This window comes from Massilia sp. 2TAF26 (assembly GCF_052115005.1).
Taxonomy (GTDB): Bacteria; Pseudomonadota; Gammaproteobacteria; order Burkholderiales; family Burkholderiaceae_D; genus Telluria.
In genome coordinates this window covers 208,295-224,922 of sequence record NZ_JBFRFV010000006.1, presented here as the reverse complement: position 1 = coordinate 224,922, position 16,628 = coordinate 208,295, and the positions used below count along the sequence as shown (strand labels likewise).

The 16,628-nt window shown below is 67.6% G+C and carries 15 protein-coding genes; 3 read left to right on the top strand and 12 right to left on the bottom strand.

From position 1 onward, the window contains the following. Nucleotides 1-3: 3 nt before the first annotated feature. From lpdA to AB4Z32_RS08930, 5 genes are all read right to left on the bottom strand, one after another. Nucleotides 4-1,446 (bottom strand): dihydrolipoyl dehydrogenase, encoded by a 1,443-nt coding sequence (gene lpdA / locus AB4Z32_RS08950; protein WP_442121493.1) that lies wholly within the window; start codon nt 1,444-1,446, stop codon nt 4-6. A 21-nt stretch (nt 1,447-1,467) separates the two neighbouring features. Then, the gene (locus AB4Z32_RS08945) at nt 1,468-2,823 is read right to left on the bottom strand and encodes a dihydrolipoamide acetyltransferase family protein (protein WP_442121492.1); all 1,356 of its coding nucleotides are present in this window, start codon (nt 2,821-2,823) and stop codon (nt 1,468-1,470) included. A gap of 2 nt (nt 2,824-2,825) precedes the next feature. Beyond that, entirely contained in the window at nt 2,826-3,830 is a 1,005-nt protein-coding gene (locus AB4Z32_RS08940; RefSeq protein WP_442121491.1) for an alpha-ketoacid dehydrogenase subunit beta, read from the bottom strand. Between the two features lie 40 nt (nt 3,831-3,870). After that, nucleotides 3,871-5,103, bottom strand: a complete 1,233-nt coding sequence (locus AB4Z32_RS08935; RefSeq protein WP_442121490.1) for a 3-methyl-2-oxobutanoate dehydrogenase (2-methylpropanoyl-transferring) subunit alpha — start codon at nt 5,101-5,103, stop codon at nt 3,871-3,873. 211 nt (nt 5,104-5,314) lie between these two features. Continuing rightward, nucleotides 5,315-6,460: an SMP-30/gluconolactonase/LRE family protein gene (locus AB4Z32_RS08930; RefSeq protein WP_442121489.1), complete on the bottom strand. Its 1,146-nt coding sequence runs from the start codon at nt 6,458-6,460 to the stop codon at nt 5,315-5,317. A gap of 130 nt (nt 6,461-6,590) precedes the next feature. Here AB4Z32_RS08930 and AB4Z32_RS08925 point away from each other — a divergent pair, with 130 nt between their 5' ends. Continuing rightward, nucleotides 6,591-9,812, top strand: a complete 3,222-nt coding sequence (locus AB4Z32_RS08925) for a PAS domain S-box protein (protein ID WP_442121488.1) — start codon at nt 6,591-6,593, stop codon at nt 9,810-9,812. On the opposite strand, the gene AB4Z32_RS08920 is transcribed toward AB4Z32_RS08925, so the two are convergent. The 4 genes from AB4Z32_RS08920 to AB4Z32_RS08905 are packed head-to-tail and all read right to left on the bottom strand — an operon-like array spanning nt 9,802 to nt 13,511. Further along, complete coding sequence (locus tag AB4Z32_RS08920; RefSeq protein WP_442121487.1) at nt 9,802-10,248, bottom strand: GNAT family N-acetyltransferase; 447 nt, start codon at nt 10,246-10,248, stop codon at nt 9,802-9,804. The genes AB4Z32_RS08925 and AB4Z32_RS08920 overlap by 11 nt on opposite strands. A 4-nt stretch (nt 10,249-10,252) precedes the next feature. Then, complete coding sequence (locus tag AB4Z32_RS08915) at nt 10,253-11,230, bottom strand: alpha/beta fold hydrolase (protein WP_442121486.1); 978 nt, start codon at nt 11,228-11,230, stop codon at nt 10,253-10,255. Further along, entirely contained in the window at nt 11,227-12,036 is an 810-nt protein-coding gene (locus tag AB4Z32_RS08910; RefSeq protein WP_442121485.1) for an SDR family NAD(P)-dependent oxidoreductase, read from the bottom strand. The genes AB4Z32_RS08915 and AB4Z32_RS08910 overlap by 4 nt, the downstream gene beginning before the upstream one ends. Further along, nucleotides 12,033-13,511, bottom strand: a complete 1,479-nt coding sequence (locus AB4Z32_RS08905; protein ID WP_442121484.1) for a flavin-containing monooxygenase — start codon at nt 13,509-13,511, stop codon at nt 12,033-12,035. The genes AB4Z32_RS08910 and AB4Z32_RS08905 overlap by 4 nt, the downstream gene beginning before the upstream one ends. Before the next feature lie 93 nt (nt 13,512-13,604). Between AB4Z32_RS08905 and AB4Z32_RS08900 the strand changes: the two genes are divergently transcribed. Both AB4Z32_RS08900 and AB4Z32_RS08895 read left to right on the top strand, forming a co-directional pair. Then, nucleotides 13,605-14,228: a TetR/AcrR family transcriptional regulator gene (locus AB4Z32_RS08900; protein WP_442121483.1), complete on the top strand. Its 624-nt coding sequence runs from the start codon at nt 13,605-13,607 to the stop codon at nt 14,226-14,228. Nucleotides 14,229-14,409: 181 nt separating this feature from the next. Then, nucleotides 14,410-14,805 carry a YybH family protein gene (locus AB4Z32_RS08895; protein WP_442121482.1) on the top strand — a complete coding sequence of 132 codons (396 nt, stop codon included), beginning with the start codon at nt 14,410-14,412 and terminating at the stop codon, nt 14,803-14,805. Nucleotides 14,806-14,815: 10 nt separating this feature from the next. Here the strand turns inward: AB4Z32_RS08895 and AB4Z32_RS08890 are convergent, their stop codons facing one another. The 3 genes from AB4Z32_RS08890 to AB4Z32_RS08880 are packed head-to-tail and all read right to left on the bottom strand — an operon-like array spanning nt 14,816 to nt 16,627. Continuing rightward, nucleotides 14,816-15,199: a DUF7668 domain-containing protein gene (locus AB4Z32_RS08890; RefSeq protein WP_442121481.1), complete on the bottom strand. Its 384-nt coding sequence runs from the start codon at nt 15,197-15,199 to the stop codon at nt 14,816-14,818. Next, complete coding sequence (gene xth, locus AB4Z32_RS08885) at nt 15,196-15,972, bottom strand: exodeoxyribonuclease III (protein WP_442121538.1); 777 nt, start codon at nt 15,970-15,972, stop codon at nt 15,196-15,198. The genes AB4Z32_RS08890 and xth overlap by 4 nt, the downstream gene beginning before the upstream one ends. Nucleotides 15,973-16,006: 34 nt before the next feature. After that, nucleotides 16,007-16,627, bottom strand: a complete 621-nt coding sequence (locus tag AB4Z32_RS08880) for an NUDIX hydrolase (RefSeq protein ID WP_442121480.1) — start codon at nt 16,625-16,627, stop codon at nt 16,007-16,009. Nucleotide 16,628: the final 1 nt, after the last annotated feature.

Sequence of the window (16,628 nt, the reverse complement as noted above, 5' to 3'; positions counted from 1 at the left end):
AGCTCAAATATGCAGCGCGTGCCCCAAAGCCCGCAGCGCCGCTTCCTGCACCGCCTCACCCAAAGTCGGATGCGCATGGATGGTGCCGCCGATGTCTTCCAGCTGCGCCCCCAGCTCGATCGACTGCACGAAGGCCGTGCTGAGCTCGGCCACCGCGCTGCCGACGGCCTGCCAGCCGACGATCAGGTGGTTGTCCTTGCGCGCGACCACGCGCACGAAGCCCTCCGTGCCTTCGATGGTCATGGCGCGGCCGTTGGCGGCGTAGGGGAAGCTTGCACTGATGCAGTCCAGTCCCTGCTTGGCCGCATCCTGCGGGGTCAGGCCGACCACCACCACTTCCGGATCGGTGAAGCACACGGCGGGAATCGCCGCCGGCATGAAATGGCGGCGCTTGCCGGCGATGATCTCGGCCACCATTTCGCCCTGCGCCATCGCGCGGTGGGCCAGCATCGGTTCGCCGGTCAGGTCGCCGATGGCCCAGACGTTGCGCATCGAGGTGCGGCACTGGTTGTCGATGCGGACCGCGCGGCCGTTCATGTCGAGCATCAGGCTTTCCAGGCCGAAGCCGGAGGTGCGCGGGCGGCGGCCGACGGCCACCAGCACGCGGTCGGCGTCGATCGCCACTTCTTCGCCGCCGCCGTTCTTCATGCGCACCGACTTGCCGTCCTCGCTGAGGCCCAGTACGCTCGATTCCAGGTGCAGGTCGACGCCGAGTGCCCTCAAACGCGCCGCCACCGGCCGCGCCAGTTCGTCGTCGTAGGCCGGCAGCACACGGCCGGCCGCTTCGACCACGGTCACGCGCGCGCCCAGCTTGCGGTAGGCGGTGCCCAGTTCCAGGCCGATATAGCCGGCGCCGACGACCACCAGGTGGCCGGGCAGGGTCTCGGGCGACAGCGCCTCGGTGGCGGACACCACGTTGCCGCCGAAGGGCAGGAAGGGCAGCTCGACCGCTTCCGAACCGGTCGCCAGCAGCAGGTGCTCGCAGCGGATGCGGGTGGTCTGTCCGCCGGCATCGTTGGCGGCGCCGGTGCCGCCGCCTTCGGCACCCGTCACTTCGACCGTCTTGCCGTCCAGGATCCGGGCCCAGCCGCGCACCACCTGCACGCCGTTCTTCTTGAGCAGGGCGCCGACGCCACCGGTCAGGCGCTTGACGATGCCTTCCTTCCAGGCCACCGTGCGGGTGATGTCGATGCTGGGCGCGGCCGTGCGGATGCCCAGCGCGCTTTCAGCGCCGCCTTCGCCGGCGTAATGCGTCGCCTTATGAAATTCCTCGGCCGCATGGATCAGGGCCTTGGACGGGATGCAACCCACGTTCAGGCAGGTGCCGCCCAGCTGGCCGCCCTCGACCAGCACGGTCTTGATGCCCAGCTGCCCGGCGCGGATGGCGGCCACGTAGCCGCCGGGGCCGCCGCCGATGATGAGTAAAGTCGTCGTTTCCATCGTCATCTTGTTGATGTCCTCTGTCCCTTATTCCACGAACAGCGTTGCCGGCGCTTCCAGGTAAGCGCGCACGGCCTGGATGAACTCGGCCGCCACCATGCCGTCGATGACCCGGTGGTCGAAGGACGACGACAGGTTCATCAGCTTGCGCGCCACCAGGCCGCCGTTCTTCACGACCGGACGGTCGAGGATGCGGTTGACGCCGACGATCGCCACTTCCGGATGGTTGATCACCGGCGTGCTGACGATGCCGCCCAGTGGACCCAGGCTGGTGATGGTGATGGTCGAGCCGGACAGCTCGTCGCGCGCCGCCTTGCCGGTGCGCGCGGCTTCCGCCAGGCGCAGGATCTCGCGGGCGCTGTTCCACGGGTCGCGGGCTTCGGCGTTGCGGATCACCGGCACCATCAGGCCGGCGTCGGTCTGGGTGGCCATGCCGAGGTGGACCGGCTGGTAGCGGGTGACGATGCCGGCCTGGTCGTCGAAGCGGGCGTTGACCTCGGGGAACTTGCGGATTGCCAGCACCACGGCGCGCATCAGCAGCGGCAGCAGGGTCAGCTTGCCGCGTTCCTCGCCGTAGCGCGCGTTCAGCTGGGTGCGCAGGGCTTCGAGTTCGGTGACGTCGACTTCCTCGACATAGGTGAAGTGCGGGATCTGGCGCTTGGACAGCTGCATCTTTTCGGCGATCTTGCGGCGCAGGCCGATCAGCGGCACCGCCTCCTCGCCATGCAGCTCGGCGTAGCGGCTGTCGGCGCTGCCGTGCACGGCATGGCCCTGCTTCCGGCCGGCGACGAAGTTGTCGAGGTCGGCATGCGTGATGCGGCCGGCCGGACCGCTGCCGCCCACGTACTGCAGCTCGATGCCCATGTCCCAGGCGCGCTTGCGCACGGCGGGCGCGGCCAGGGGTTTTTCGTTCGCATCACGGAAAGTCGCGCGCGAGGCGGCGCCATTGCCGGCGCGGTCGCCGGAGCCCGCGGATTTCGCCGCCGGGGCAGGGACCGGCACGCTCGCCGCGCCGGCCACGATGCGCTGCGGCTCCGGCACGAAGCCGTGCGGCAGATCGGCCGGCTCGTCCGCAACCTGGGCGGCGGCCGGGGCAGCGGCAGCCGCCGGCTTCGCTGCCTCACCCTTGAAATTGCCGGCCCCCTCGATTTCGAGGCGCACCAGTTCGGCGCCCACGGCCAGCGATTCGCCGACCTTGCCGCCCAGCGCCATGACGGTGCCATGCACCGGCGACGGGATCTCGACCGTGGCCTTGTCGGTCATGACGTCGGCCAGGATCTGGTCTTCGGTAACGGTGTCGCCGGGCTGCACGCGCCAGGCCACCACTTCGCATTCCGCAATACCCTCGCCCACGTCGGGCATTTTGATGACGTGAATACCCACCTTTATGCCTCCATCGCTCGTTTGAATGCCGCGCCGACGCGGTCCGGTCCGGGGAAGTACGCCCACTCCTGCGCATGCGGATAAGGGGTATCCCAGCCGGTCACGCGCTCGATCGGCGCTTCCAGGTGGTAGAAGCAGTGCTCCTGCACCAGGGCGGCGAGTTCGGCGCCGAAGCCGCTGGTCCTGGTGGCCTCGTGGACCACGACGCAGCGGCCGGTCTTCCTGACCGATTCGACGATGGTGTCGAGGTCGAGCGGCCACAGGGTGCGCAGGTCGATGATCTCGGCATCGATGCCGGTCTCGTTGGCGGCGGCCTCCGAGACCCAGACCATGGTGCCGTAGGTCAGCACGGTGAGGTCGGCGCCGGGACGGAAGATCGCCGCCTTGTCCAGCGGGACCTTGTAGTAGCCTTCGGGGACCTTGCCCAGCGGGTGTTTTGCCCAGGAAGTGACCGGACGGTCGTGGTGGCCGTCGAAGGGGCCGTTGTACAGGCGCTTGGGTTCCAGGAAGATCACCGGGTCGTCGTTCTCGATCGAGGCGATCAGAAGGCCTTTCGCATCGTAGGGGTTGGACGGCATCACGGTGCGCAGGCCGCAGACGTGGGTGAAGAAGGCTTCCGGGCTCTGGCTGTGGGTCTGGCCGCCATAGATGCCGCCGCCGCAGGGCATGCGGATGGTCAGCGGCGAGGTGAAGTCGCCGGCCGAGCGGTAGCGCAGGCGCGCCGCTTCCGAGACGATCTGGTCGGTCGCCGGATAGAAGTAGTCGGCGAACTGGATCTCGACCACCGGACGCAGGCCGTAGGCGGCCATGCCGACCGCGGTGCCGACGATGCCGCCTTCGGAGATCGGGGCGTCGAAGGCGCGGTGCTTGCCGTACTTGGCCTGCAGGCCGTCGGTGACGCGGAACACGCCGCCGAAATAGCCGACGTCCTGGCCGTAGACGACCACGTTCTCGTCGCGTTCCATCATCACGTCCATGGCCGAACGCAGGGCCTGGATCATCGTCATCGGGGTTACTACTACATCCTTCTCGATATCTCGCATCACTTCACACCCCCAGTTGTTGGCGTTGGCGGCGCAGGTGTTCGGGCATGTCCTTGTAGACGTCCTCGAACATCGATGCGGCGCTCGGCACGCGGCCATCGATCAGCGTGCCGGATTGCTCGGCTTCCTTCTGCGCGGCCAGGACTTCGGCTTCCAGCTCGGCCTGCAAGGCCTCGTGCTGGGCGTCCGACCACCAGCCCTTCTTGACCAGGTGGCGCCGCAGGCGGCCGATCGGGTCGCCCAGCGGGAAATAGGTCCATTCGTCGGCCGGACGGTAGCGCGAGGGGTCGTCGGAGGTCGAGTGCGGGCCGGCGCGGTAGGTGACCCATTCGATCAGGGTCGGCCCCAGGTTGCTCCTGGCGCGTTCGGCGGCCCAGCAGGAGGCCGCGTACACGGCCAGGAAGTCGTTGCCGTCGACGCGCAGCGAGGCGATGCCGGCGCCGACGCCGCGGGAAGCGAAGGTGACGCTCTCGCCGCCGGCGATGGCCTGGAAAGTCGAGATGGCCCACTGGTTATTGACCACGTTCAGGATCACCGGGGCGCGGTAGACGTGGGCAAAGGTGAGGCCGGTGTGGAAGTCGCTTTCGGCGGTGGCGCCGTCGCCGATCCAGCCGGAGGCGATTTTCGTGTCGCCCTTGATGGCGGAGGCCATGGCCCAGCCGACCGCCTGCGGAATCTGGGTGGCGAGGTTGCCGGAAATCGTGAAGAAGCCATCTTTCCTGGACGAGTACATCACCGGCAGCTGGCGGCCCTTCAGCGGGTCGCGCTCGTTCGACAGCAGCTGGCAGATCATGTCGACCATCGGGTACTTGCGCGCCATCAGCAGGCTTTGCTGGCGATAGGTCGGGAAACACATGTCGCCATCCTTCAGGGCCAGCGCGTGGGCGGTGCCGATGGCCTCCTCGCCGAGCGAGGTCATGTAGAAGGACATCTTCTTCTGGCGCTGGCCGATGACCATGCGGGCGTCGAAGATACGGGTCTTCATCATGGTGCGCAAGCCGGACAGGAGGGTCTCCTGGTCCAGCGCCGGGACCCAGGGGCCGACGGCGTCGTCGTTGTCGTCCAGCACGCGGATCAGGCTGGAGGCGATCTCCGCGGTGTCCTGGTAGCGCACGTCGACGGGCGGACGCGGGACGATGCCCGCGGGATTAATTCCAAGATACGAAAAATCAGTCTTGCAACCCGGGCGGCCGGTAGGCTCCGGGACGTGCAGCGACAGAGGTTGACTCTGGCTCATAGTTCGCTTTCCCCTCGGTAAAGGTGTGTGCAGCAGAAAACATATTAATTGCGGCAAGACCGCGCACGCATGTTTTGCGAGAATATTTTTCTGCTGCTTTGCAGCACGGATAGCGCCTGGAAAGATCGCGGCTGCCCGCGGGATCAGGTCAAGACACTAGCACGCGGCGCAGCGAAGCCATGCCGATTGCGGCAAGCGTGCGCGGCACTGCTCAGCGCTGATTGGACCGTTCGGCGAGGCCGGCGCGGGATTTCGGTAGCCAGCCGATGCCGCCCGCGTGCACGCTCTGGATGTACAGGCGGTCCGCGGTTTCCAGCACGCCGGTCGTGTCCGGATAGGCACCGGTCGGGTCCTGCAGGTCGGCGACCACCCGGCCATCCTCGGTAAAGGCAAGTACATGGCCGTAGGCGGGCGGCACCGGCCACAAGGAGCGCGGCAGGCGCAAGGCCAGCTTGCGCATGAAGGGATGGGCGGCCGCCACGTCGCCGGAGGCGGTGCGCGGCTTCGCCAGGCCCAGCCAGATGCGGCCGTCCATGCCGCGCATCAGGTTGTCCGGGAAGCCCGGCAGATCGGCGAGGATGACACGGGCCTGGGCGCCGGGAGCGCGGGTGAGGTCGAGGCCGCGGGCATCCGCATCGATGCGCCAGACCCGGTAGGCGCCGCTCTCGGCCACGAACAGGGAGCGCTCGTTGCGCGACAGGACGATGCCGTTGGCGAAGGACAGGCCGTCGGCCACCACTTCGACCTTGCCGCCTGGCTGATAGACCAGCACGCGGCCGGTCGGCCGGTGTTCGAGGTAATCGAGGACGCTGGCCTCGAAGGGGCCGCCATTCTCGGCCGGCGAGAAGCGCCGGCTGGCGTCGGTGAAGTAGACCCTGCCGTCACGCGCCAGCGTCACCGCGTCCGGAAAGCGGATCGGATCGCCATCCGGCAAGCGGTCGGCGAGCACCGTCACGTGATGGGGCGGCGCCGCGGCGATCGCCACCAGGCCGCGATACGCGTCGGCGGCGATCATCCGCCCATCGGCATCGAAATCGAAACCCAGCACCCGGCCGCCGGTCTGGGCCCACACTTCGAGGCCGCCGCCGTCCGGCCGCATGCGCAGCACGCTGCCGCCCTCGACCCCCGTATACAGGAGGCCCTCGGGCCCGAGAGCGATGTGTTCGGGACCGATGGCGCCATCGAGGCCGATGGTCCGGAGGCCGGTGAGCCGGCGGTTGGCTGCGTACACACCGGTGTAGCCGGGGTTCGGCGGCGCTTCCCAGGCCACCGGATCGACCGCCAGCGGCTTGCGGCTCAGACAGCCGCCCAGGGCAATCAGCAACAGCGCGGCAGCACCGGCAAGACGGCGTCGCATACGGCCTCCATCGTGTCATCGTTATAAATTTGGTATCGCTCCTGATATTACTTCAGGTGAACTGTGTTCCATAGAAAGGTGAAACCCCTTACAATCGCTGACTTCACAATTTCCTGGACTTATTGACAACATGGCGATGCGCGACGCGGCCCCGGCCAGGACCTTCGGCAGCAACGGTGGACTCCTCGGACAGCTGATCGACGATGCCGACTGGAGCGCGACCAGCCTCGGGCCGGTCGACCGCTGGCCGGCTGCGATGCGCACCACGCTCGAACTGGTGCTGCGCTCGCCGGTGCCGATCGCCACCCTGTGGGGACGCGAGGGCGTCCTGATCTACAACGAGGGCTATGCGGGGTTGTCCGCCGCGCGCCATCCGGCCATCTTCGGCGCCAGGGTGGCCGAGGCCTGGCCGGAAGCCGCGGCCTTCAATGCCAATGTGCTCGAGGTGGTGCTGGCGGGCGGCACGCTGTCCTACCGCGACCATCCATTGAGTCTGGAGCGTAAGGGCAAGCCGCCGGAATGCTGGTTCGACCTCGACTATTCGCCGGTCACCGGCGAGGATGGCGAGGCGATCGGCGTGCTGGCGGTGGTGACCGAAACCACCGCCAAGGTCATGGCCGAGGCCGGCCTGAGCGCGGAACACAGCCGCCTGCGCGCGATCTTCCAGCAGGCGCCCGGCTTCGTCGCCCAGTTGACCGGACCCGACCACGTCTTCGCCCTCGTCAACGCCTCCTACAGCGCGCTGATTGGCGGACGCCCGGTGCTCGGCCGTCCGCTGCGCCTGGCGCTGCCGGAGACGGTGCCGCAGGGCCTGGTGGGGGTGCTCGACCGGGTCTACCACAGCGGCGAGCCGCACACGGCCCATGCCGCGCCGATATGGCTGGCCGAGGACGGCCACCAGCGCTGCCTGTACTACCTCGACTTCGTCTACCAGCCGATGCGCGACGAAGGCGGCAACGTCACCGGCGTGTTCGTGCAGGGCCACGACGTCACCGAGCGGGTGCTGGCCGAACAGGCGCTGAGGGAAAGCGAGGCGAAGTTCCACAGTTTTGCGCAGGCGATCCCGCACCAGGTCTGGAGCGCGACCGCGGACGGCAAGAACGACTGGTTCAACCAGCACGCCTATGCCTACAGCGGCCTGGGGCTGGACGAACTCGGCGGCATAGGCTGGACCGCCATCGTGGATCCGGACGACCTGGCCCAGGTGACCACGCGTTGGGCGATCGCGGTCGCTTCCGGCTCGACCTACGAGGCCGAGATGCGCCTGCGCGCGCAGGACGGCAGCTACCGCTGGCACCTGTCGCGCGCGGTCGCCCAGCGCGGTGCGGACGGCGAAGTCAGCGGCTGGGTCGGCACCAATACCGACATCGAGGACCGCAAGCGGGGCGAGCAGCGCCTCGAACACCTGAACGCCAGCCTGGAGCAGACGGTGTCCCTGCGCACCGCCGAGCGCGACCGCATGTGGCGGCTGTCGAAGGACATCATGCTGGTGGCCGGTTTCGACGGACGGGTCGAAGCGGTCAGCCCGGCTTTCGGCTCGCTGCTGGGCTGGAGCGATGCCGACGTCGTCGGCCGCAACTTCCTCGATCTGGTGCACCCGGAAGACCAGGCCGCCACGACGACGCAGATGGATTCGCTGGGCAAAGGCCATCACGTGTACAAGTTCGAGAACCGCTTGCGCCGCAAGGACGGCAGCTGGTGCCTGCTGTCGTGGTCGGCCGCGCCGGACACCGTCTACATCCACGCGATCGGACGCGACATCACGGCCGACCGCGAACAGGCCGAGCAGATCCGCCGCACCGAGCTGGCCTTGCAGCAGTCGCAGAAGATGGAGACCATCGGCAAGCTCACCGGCGGCGTGGCCCACGACTTCAACAATCTGCTGCAGATCATTTCCGGCAACCTGCAGCTGCTCGAGGTGCAGTGCGAGGGCGGCGAAGCCCTGCGCTGGATCGGCAATGCCCGCTCGGCGGTCGAGAAGGGCGCCAAGTTGGCCAGCTATCTGCTCGCCTTCGGCCGCCGCCAGCCGCTGGAGCCGCGCGTGGTCAAGATCAGCCGCGTCGTGATGAGCATGGAAGACATGCTGCGCCGGTCGCTGGGCGAGGAAATCGAGGTCGAGCTGGTGATCTCGGGCGGCCTGTGGAATACCGCGGTCGACGTCGCCCAGGTGGAAAATGCGGTGCTGAACCTGGCCATCAATGCGCGCGATGCGATGAACGGGGCCGGCCGGCTCACCATCGAGGCGAACAATGCGGTGCTCGACGACCTGTACTGCCGCAACCATGCCGACGTCGCGCCCGGCCAGTACGTGATGATCGGCGTGACCGACACCGGCGCCGGCATGACGCCGGAGGTGCTGCGCCAGGCCTTCGAGCCTTTCTTCTCGACCAAGGAAGAGGGCAAGGGCACCGGCCTCGGCCTGTCGATGGTGTACGGCTTCGTCAAGCAGTCCGGCGGCCACGTGAAGATCTACAGCGAGCCGGGGCAGGGCACCACGGTCAAGATCTACCTGCCGCGCACCCTGGCCGCCGAGGACGCGATGGCGCCGCCGGTCGAGCCCTCGCCGCCCGTCGGCGGCACCGAGACCATCCTGGTGGCGGAAGACGACGAAGCCGTGCGCACCACGGTGGTCGAGATGCTGACCGACCTCGGATATCGCGTACTGAAGGCGGCCGATGCCGCCAGCGCGCTGGCGGTGGTGGAATCCGGGGTGCCGATCGACGTGCTGTTCACCGACGTGGTCATGCCCGGCACCCTGCGCAGTCCGGAACTGGCGCGCATGGCGCGCGAGCGCCTGCCCAACCTGGCGGTGCTGTTCACGTCGGGCTATACGGAAAGCGCGATCGTCCACGGCGGGCGCCTCGATCCCGGGGTCGAGCTGCTCGGCAAGCCCTACACCCGCGAAAGCCTGGCCCGCCGGATCCGCCAGGTGCTGGCCAACCAGCGCAGCCGCGCGCTGGGCGGACCGGCGCCGCTGCGCCCGCGTGCCGACGAGAGTACGGTGGGCCCGGCGCTGCGCATCGTGCTGGTGGAGGACGAAGAGGAAATCCGCGACAGTACCGAAGCCCTGCTGATCCACCTCGGCCACGAGGTGCGCTCGGCCGCTACCGCGGAGGATGCGCTGGCGCTGATCTCGAACGAATCCGGCGTGCTGATCACCGACGTCCAGCTGCCGGGCATGTCCGGCGACATGCTGGCGGCCGAGGCGCGCGTGCTGGCGCCGGGGATCCGGATCGTGTTCGCGACCGGCAAGGGCGAGGTCAGCAACTGGCCGGATGCGGTGGTGCTGCGCAAGCCCTACGACCTGATGGCGCTGGCGGCAGTGCTGACCAACGTGGCTGTTACAGCTTGAGCGAGTACTCGTAGAAAGATTCGTCGCGTACCCAGCCCTGCGACTCGTACAAGCCCTGGGCGGTGGTATTGGTGCGCGCGGTCGACAGCGCCAGGCGCAGGGCGCCCTGTTCGCGGCCGAAGGCGGCTGCGGCGTCGAGCAGGGCGCGGCCGATGCCGTTGCCGCGGCCTTGCGGCGCCACGAACAGGTCGTTCAGGATATAGATGCGGCCCGCGGACACCGAGGAGAAGGACGGGTAGAGCTGGGTGAAGCCGAGCGGCTCGCCATCGTCGCCGAGCGCCAGGAAAATCGCCGAGTCCGCGTTCGCCAGGCGCTCGGACACGAAGCGCAGGGCGACGTCGGGCTCGGCCGGCTTGCCGTAGAACTGGCGGTAGGCATCGAACAGGGGAGCGACGAGCTGGGCGTCGGCGGCGAGGGCTGGGCGGATCGTGGTCATCCGATTATTGTACTCCGGCGCCGGCAGCGCTGAGCGCTTCTTCGATGAAGCGCGCACTCAGGGCCGCCTGCGTCACCGGCAGCATATGGCCGCCCTCGACCAGCTCCAGCTTCGCACCCGGCACCTTGTCCACCAGCGCCTGACCGTTCGCCTTCCAGTCGAGGATGCGGTCGTCCTTCCCGTACAGGACGTGTACGGGCAGCCGCAATTCCTCGTAACGCGCCTGTACCAGCGGCAGGTGCGCCGGCAGGGCCTGCATGTCGGCCGAGGCGGACAGGAAGGCGGAAGGACGCAGCGAGAGCAGGCCGCCGCCCTTGGTCGCGAAATCGCGCGGCACCGCTTCCGGCCCGAACACGGCTTCCAGCGTGGCGGCGCTGTTCTTGACGGAGGCCGGAATCGCCAGCGTCCAGGCCACCAGCTTGCGCACAAAGGGCGACTCGATCGCCAGGCCCTTGAACACCGGCGGCACGTCGTCGCGCATATGGGTCAGCGGCGCCAGCAGGGCCAGTCCCGCCACCTGCCGCGGATGTTCGAGCGCCAGCGTCAGCGCGACCGCGCCGCCCAGCGAGTGGCCCACCACGAAGGCCTGGCCGGGACCCAGGGTGCGGATCAGGGCCGCCATCGATGCGGCCTGGGCCGAAAGGTCGGCGGAGGTGTCCGGCGCGCGGGTCGAATAGCCGGAGCCGGGGCGGTCGACCACCACGATGCGGTGATGCGCGGCCAACCGGCCGACCACGCCATAGGTGTAGTGCGAGAGCTGCCCGGCCAGGCCGTGGATCATCAGGATGGCCGGTTCGCCTGCGCGCGCTTCGCCGAATTCACGGATGTGCAGGCGTGCGCCGGGTACGTCGACGAAGCGTCCCTTGGGCGGCAGCACGGACTGCACCTTGCGCGCCGTCCAGGCGCTGAACAGGACCAGGATGGCGGCCAGCACCACTAGCGCGCCAAGCAGGAAGCCGGCGACGGTCAGGAGGGTAGTCATCGCTTGATCGCTTTCTTCAGGAGCTTCCAGTAGCCGACCGGAGCCAGGCGTTCGAGGAGGGCGGCGGCCTTGGCGTCGCTGCCGACCAGGATGCGGGCCTGGCGCTTCTCGATGCCGCGCACGATGATCTCGCCGGCCTGTTCGGGCGGCATGCGCAGCAGCTTTTCCGTGGTCTTGCGCCCGCGCTCGACCTCGTCCTGCGGGGCGCCGTGAGGGATCCGCGCATTCCTCGCAATCGAGGTGGCGACGCCGCCCGGATGCACGACGGAGACGGCGACCGTGCTGCCTTCGAGTTCGTGGCGCAGCACGTTGGAGAAGCCGCGCACCGCGAACTTGCTGGCCGAGTAGGCGGCCTGGCCGGGCGGTGTGATGATGCCGTAGATGCTGGAGACATTGACGATGCGGGCATCGTCCGAGCCATGCAGCAGCGGCAGGAAGGCGCGCGTCATCCTGACCACGCCTTGGAAGTTAATCTCCAGCAGCCAGTCGAAATCGGCCTCGCTGACCTGCTCGAAGGTGCCGCCCAGGGCCACGCCGGCATTGTTCATCAGGATGTCGAGCTTGCGGTGCGCGGCCCGGACCTCGTCGGGAAAGGCGCGCACGGCCTCGCGGTCGGCGACGTCGAGGCGGTGGGCGGTGGCGCGTACGCCGAATCCCTGGGCCAGATGCGCAGTTTCGGCGACGCTCTCATGGTCGATGTCGGCCAGCGCCAGGTGGCAGCCGCGCCTGGCCATCGCCAGCGCGGTGGCGCGGCCGATGCCGCCGCCCGCGCCCGTGATCAGGGCAACCCGGTTTTTCAGCTTCAAGGCAGTACTCCTTTCGCTCCAAAATGCATGACGCCGTCGGCGATGCGGCCGTAGCGGATGGTGATCATGTCCTGCAGGTAGTTCTGGTAGACCTGCCAGGGGCGGCGCGAGCCCTGCTGCGGCAATTCGCCTTTGGCGCGCTGCACATAGCCCGAGGTGAAGTTCAGGAAGGGTTCGGGCTCGACCCCGGCTTCGCGGCGCGGCACCGCGATGGCAACGCCCTTGCGGTCCATGTAGCGCAGCAGCCGGCACACATAGGCGGCGGTGAGGTCGGCCTTCAGGGTCCAGGACGCGTTCGTATAGCCGAAGGTCATCACGCAGTTCGGCAGCTCGCTCAGCATCATGCCCTTGTAGGACATCGATTCGCCGGCGTGGAAGGGCTTGCCGTCGACGGTGACGGCGACGCCGCCCAGCACCTTGATCTTCAGGCCGGTCGCCAGCACCACCACGTCGGCCGCCAGCTCCTTGCCGGACTTCAGCAGGATGCCGGTTTCGGTGAAGCGCTCGATGTGGTCCGTGACGACCGAGGCCTGGCCCTTGCGGATGGCCTTGAACATGTCGCCGTCCGGCACCACGCAGACGCGCTGGTCCCAGGGTTTGTAATCGGGCGTGAAGTGGGTGGCGACGTCGAAATCCTTGCCGAGCTGGTGGCGCGCCATCGCCACGATCTTCTGCCTGGCCAGATCCGGCTTGCTGCGCGCCAGGCGGTACAGCAGCATGGATTCAAGAATCACGCGCCAGCGCGTGGCCCAGTAGGCGGCCCGTTCCGGCATCCACTTGCGGAAGCGCTGCGCGAAGCCGTATTCGGAGGGCCGGGTCACCACATAGCTCGGGGAACGCTGCAGCATGGTCACGTGGGCCGCCGCGCCGGCCATCGCCGGCACCAGGGTCACGGCGGTGGCGCCGCTGCCGACCACCACGACCTGCTTGCCGGCGTAGTCGAGGTCCTGCGGCCAGAACTGCGGATGCACGATGCGGCCGAGGTAGAGGTCCTCGTCCTCGAAGGGGGGACGGTAGGCTTCCTCGTAGCTGTAGTAGCCGCTGCACATGTAGAGGAAGCGGGTGCGGATCGTGCCAGGGGTGCCGTCGTGGTCGGCTTCGATGGTCCAGCAGGCGTCCGCGCTCGACCATGCGGCCGCGACCACCTTGTGCCGGAAGCGGATGTGGCGGTCGATGCCGTTGTCGCGCGCGGTGTCGCGGATGTAGCCGCGGATCGAGGGGCCGTCGGCGATCGCCTTGCCCGCGGTCCATGGCTGGAAGCCGTAACCGAGGGTGTACATGTCCGAGTCGGAGCGCACGCCGGGATAGCGGAACAGGTCCCAGGTGCCGCCGATGGCAGCGCGCGCCTCGAGGATCGCGTAGCGCTTGTCCGGGCAGCGCTGCTGCAGGTACCAGGCGGCGCCGATGCCGGACAGGCCGGCGCCGACGATCAGCACGTCCAGGATCTCGCCGCCCGCAGTGGAAGCTTGGGGCATGGTGTCTCTTGTTCTGGTTCTTGGTACTGACACTGTACATTGTCAGTTTATGTCTGACAACAATTTTGCAATGTTCTATGCCAGAATAGAGGGATGTCTCGAGAAACTCTCCCAGCGCGTCCCTACCGCGGCATGTCGCAAGACGAGCGCCGCGCCCAGCGCCGCAGCCAGTTGATCGCCGCCGCCATCGAAGTGTACGGAGAGCGCGGCTACCGCCAGGCCACGGTGAAGGCGGTCTGCGAAGCGGCAGGCCTGACGGAACGCTACTTCTACGAATCCTTCGCCAACAGCGAGGACCTGCTGATCGCGTCGTACAACGCAGTGACGTATTCCGTGTTCGGCGAGATCCGCAAGGCCGCCGAAGAAGCGGGGCCGGTCCGCACCGGGCGCGCGCGCGCCATGCTGCGCGCCTACTTCACGGCCCTGCAAAGGGATCCGCGCTCGGCGCGCGTGTTCCTGGTCGAAATCCGTGGCGTCAGCCGTGCCGTCGACAAGGCCTTCGATGCATCGCTGCGCGCGATCGGCGAGGAAGTCGGCCGCATCGCCGGACCCGAAGCGGAAGGCGCCGACCCGCTGCTGCAGGCCGGCGTGGTGGGCGGCGTGATCCACATCGCGCTGCGCTGGATCGAGGACGACTACAGCCCGGACATCGACAGCGTCACCGACAGCGCGATGCGCCTGGTGATGGTCGACGCCAGGCCCAGGCCCGCGCCCTGAGCTTGCACGGCCCTGGATTCGCTGTTAGCCTGAAGGCATGAAGAGCGCATCCGCCACCCTGGCCATCATTATTCCCGCCATTCCCTCGATGGTGGGTTAGCGCTTGTCAATCATCGCAACCCGCCTGGAGGCGGGTTGTCCAGTGCCTGTCTCCGCGCATTCACTTCAAGGAGACTCACCTATGGCACCGCATCCGCTGCAAGCACTCATCCAGTCCGCCGACCGCGCCATCACCGCCGAGGATTTCGACGCGCTCATGAATTTCTATACCGACGACGCCGTCCTGGTCGTCAAGCCCGGACTGAACGTGGCCGGCAAGGACGGCATTCGCGCGGCCTTCGTGAAGATCGCGGAAATCGTCCGCCATACCCTGCGCGTGGGCCAGGGCAGGATGGAGGTGCTGGAGGCCGGCGACAGCGCGCTGGTGATCATGGAATCGACCCTCGATTACATGGACGCGGACGGGACGCAGGTGCACGCGAACCGCCGCGCCACCTATGTGTTCAGGCGCGGCGCGGACGGGCGCTGGCTGTGCGCGATCGATAATTCCTACGGGACGGCGCTGCTGGACGCCTAGCGGCCGGCGCTCACGGCACGTACACCAGGTGGACTTCGAACAGGTAGCCTGCGCCATGCTCGCGCACCCGCACATCGAGCACCAGGTCGCTGGCGCCTTCGGCCTCGGTGTACAGGTCGACCAGTACATGCCAGTAGCCGTCCATCCACTGGGAGACCGAGGTCTCCCAGGCTTCGTCGGGCAGGCTGACCAGGGTCGCGCCGTAATCCTCGATGCTACCGGCGGTGATCTGCGCGTCCTCCGGCGACAGGGGGCTGACCTCGGGGATGCCGCGCGCCAGTTCGAAGTCGCCCTCGCGGAAGGCGTCGACAATGGCGGCGAGGGTTGGCCGCCAGATGGCCGGCACCGGCGTTTGCTGGTCTTCGCTCAGGTCTGCGCTCATGTCTTCGCTCATGGCCAGTCCAGTTCCACCCAGGTCGGCGCGTGGTCGCTCGGTTTCTCGCGCCCGCGCACGTCACGGTCGACGCCGGCCGCTTTCAGCGTCGGCGCGAGCGCCGGGCTGAGCAGCAGGTGGTCGATGCGCAGGCCGGCGTTGCGGCCGTAGGCATCGCGGAAGTAATCCCAGAAGGTGTAGATCACTTCGTCCGGATGCATGGTGCGCAGGGCATCCGTCCAGCCCTGGTCGAGCAGCTTGCGGTAGGCGGCGCGGGTCTCGGGGCGGAACAGGGCGTCGTCGAGCCAGCGCTCGGGCTTGTAGACATCGAGTTCGGTCGGCATCACGTTGTAGTCGCCGCACAGGATCACCGGCGCGCCGGTGTCGATCAATTCCTGGGCGCGCGCATGCAGGCGTTCGAACCAGCGCAGCTTGTAGTCGAACTTCGGACCCGGCGCCGGATTGCCGTTCGGGAGATACAGGCAGCCGATCAGGATGCCGTTCACCGCCGCTTCGATGTAGCGGCTCTGCTCGTCCTCCGGGTCGCCCGGCAGGCCGCGCCCGATTTCCTGCGGTTCCGTATCGCGCGCGAGGATGGCGACGCCGTTCCAGCTTTTCTGGCCGTGCCAGATCGGATGATAGCCGGCGGCACGGATCTCCATTTCCGGGAACTTCTCCTGCGGCGCCTTCAGCTCCTGCAGGCAGGCGACGTCAGGCCGGGTCTCTTCCAGCCATTGCAGCAGGGCGGGCAGGCGGCTGTTGATGCCGTTGACGTTGAAGGTCGCCACTCTCATTCTTCGCTTCATGGTCCGTATCCATATGGTTGTTTTAATCGAACAATGTGCTTTGGCCAGGGCTACGATAGTGCGCGAATGCCCGCTCGATGTCCTCCTCGACGATTCTATCCTTGCACAGCCTGGGCAGGCGGTCCAGCGGGAAGAATGCGGCGTCCGACACTTCGGGGCCGGGCCTGGGGACTGCGTCGCCGGTACGCTCGCAAAGGAAATAGAATTTGTAGAACTCGCGGGCATCGGGGTTGAACGGCCCCTTGGCCTTGTGCCTGACGCTGTAGAGTTGCTTTGCGACGACATCGATGCATGCTTCTTCCGCGATCGCCTTGACGACATTCTCCGCGGCGGAGAGCCCGACATCGGCGAATCCGCCTGGCAGAGTCCACAAGCCCGAGACCCTTTCCCGAACCAGCAGAATCCGGTCATCTTCGATCACGGCACCGCGGACGTCGTTCATCGGGGTCACATAGGTCCTGGAGCCTGGCGCAAGCGCAGCGATCTGCGTAGTCGGTGCCATGAACAGCTTCGACAACATGGCCTCGGCTATCTCCTTGATTTCCCGATAGCGTTCGATGTCGTATTCCCCTTTGGCGTATGCCAGGCCGGTCAGCGCCGAAGCCTGCAGGCGCTTGGCATACGTCAGCCATTCGTTTTCCATT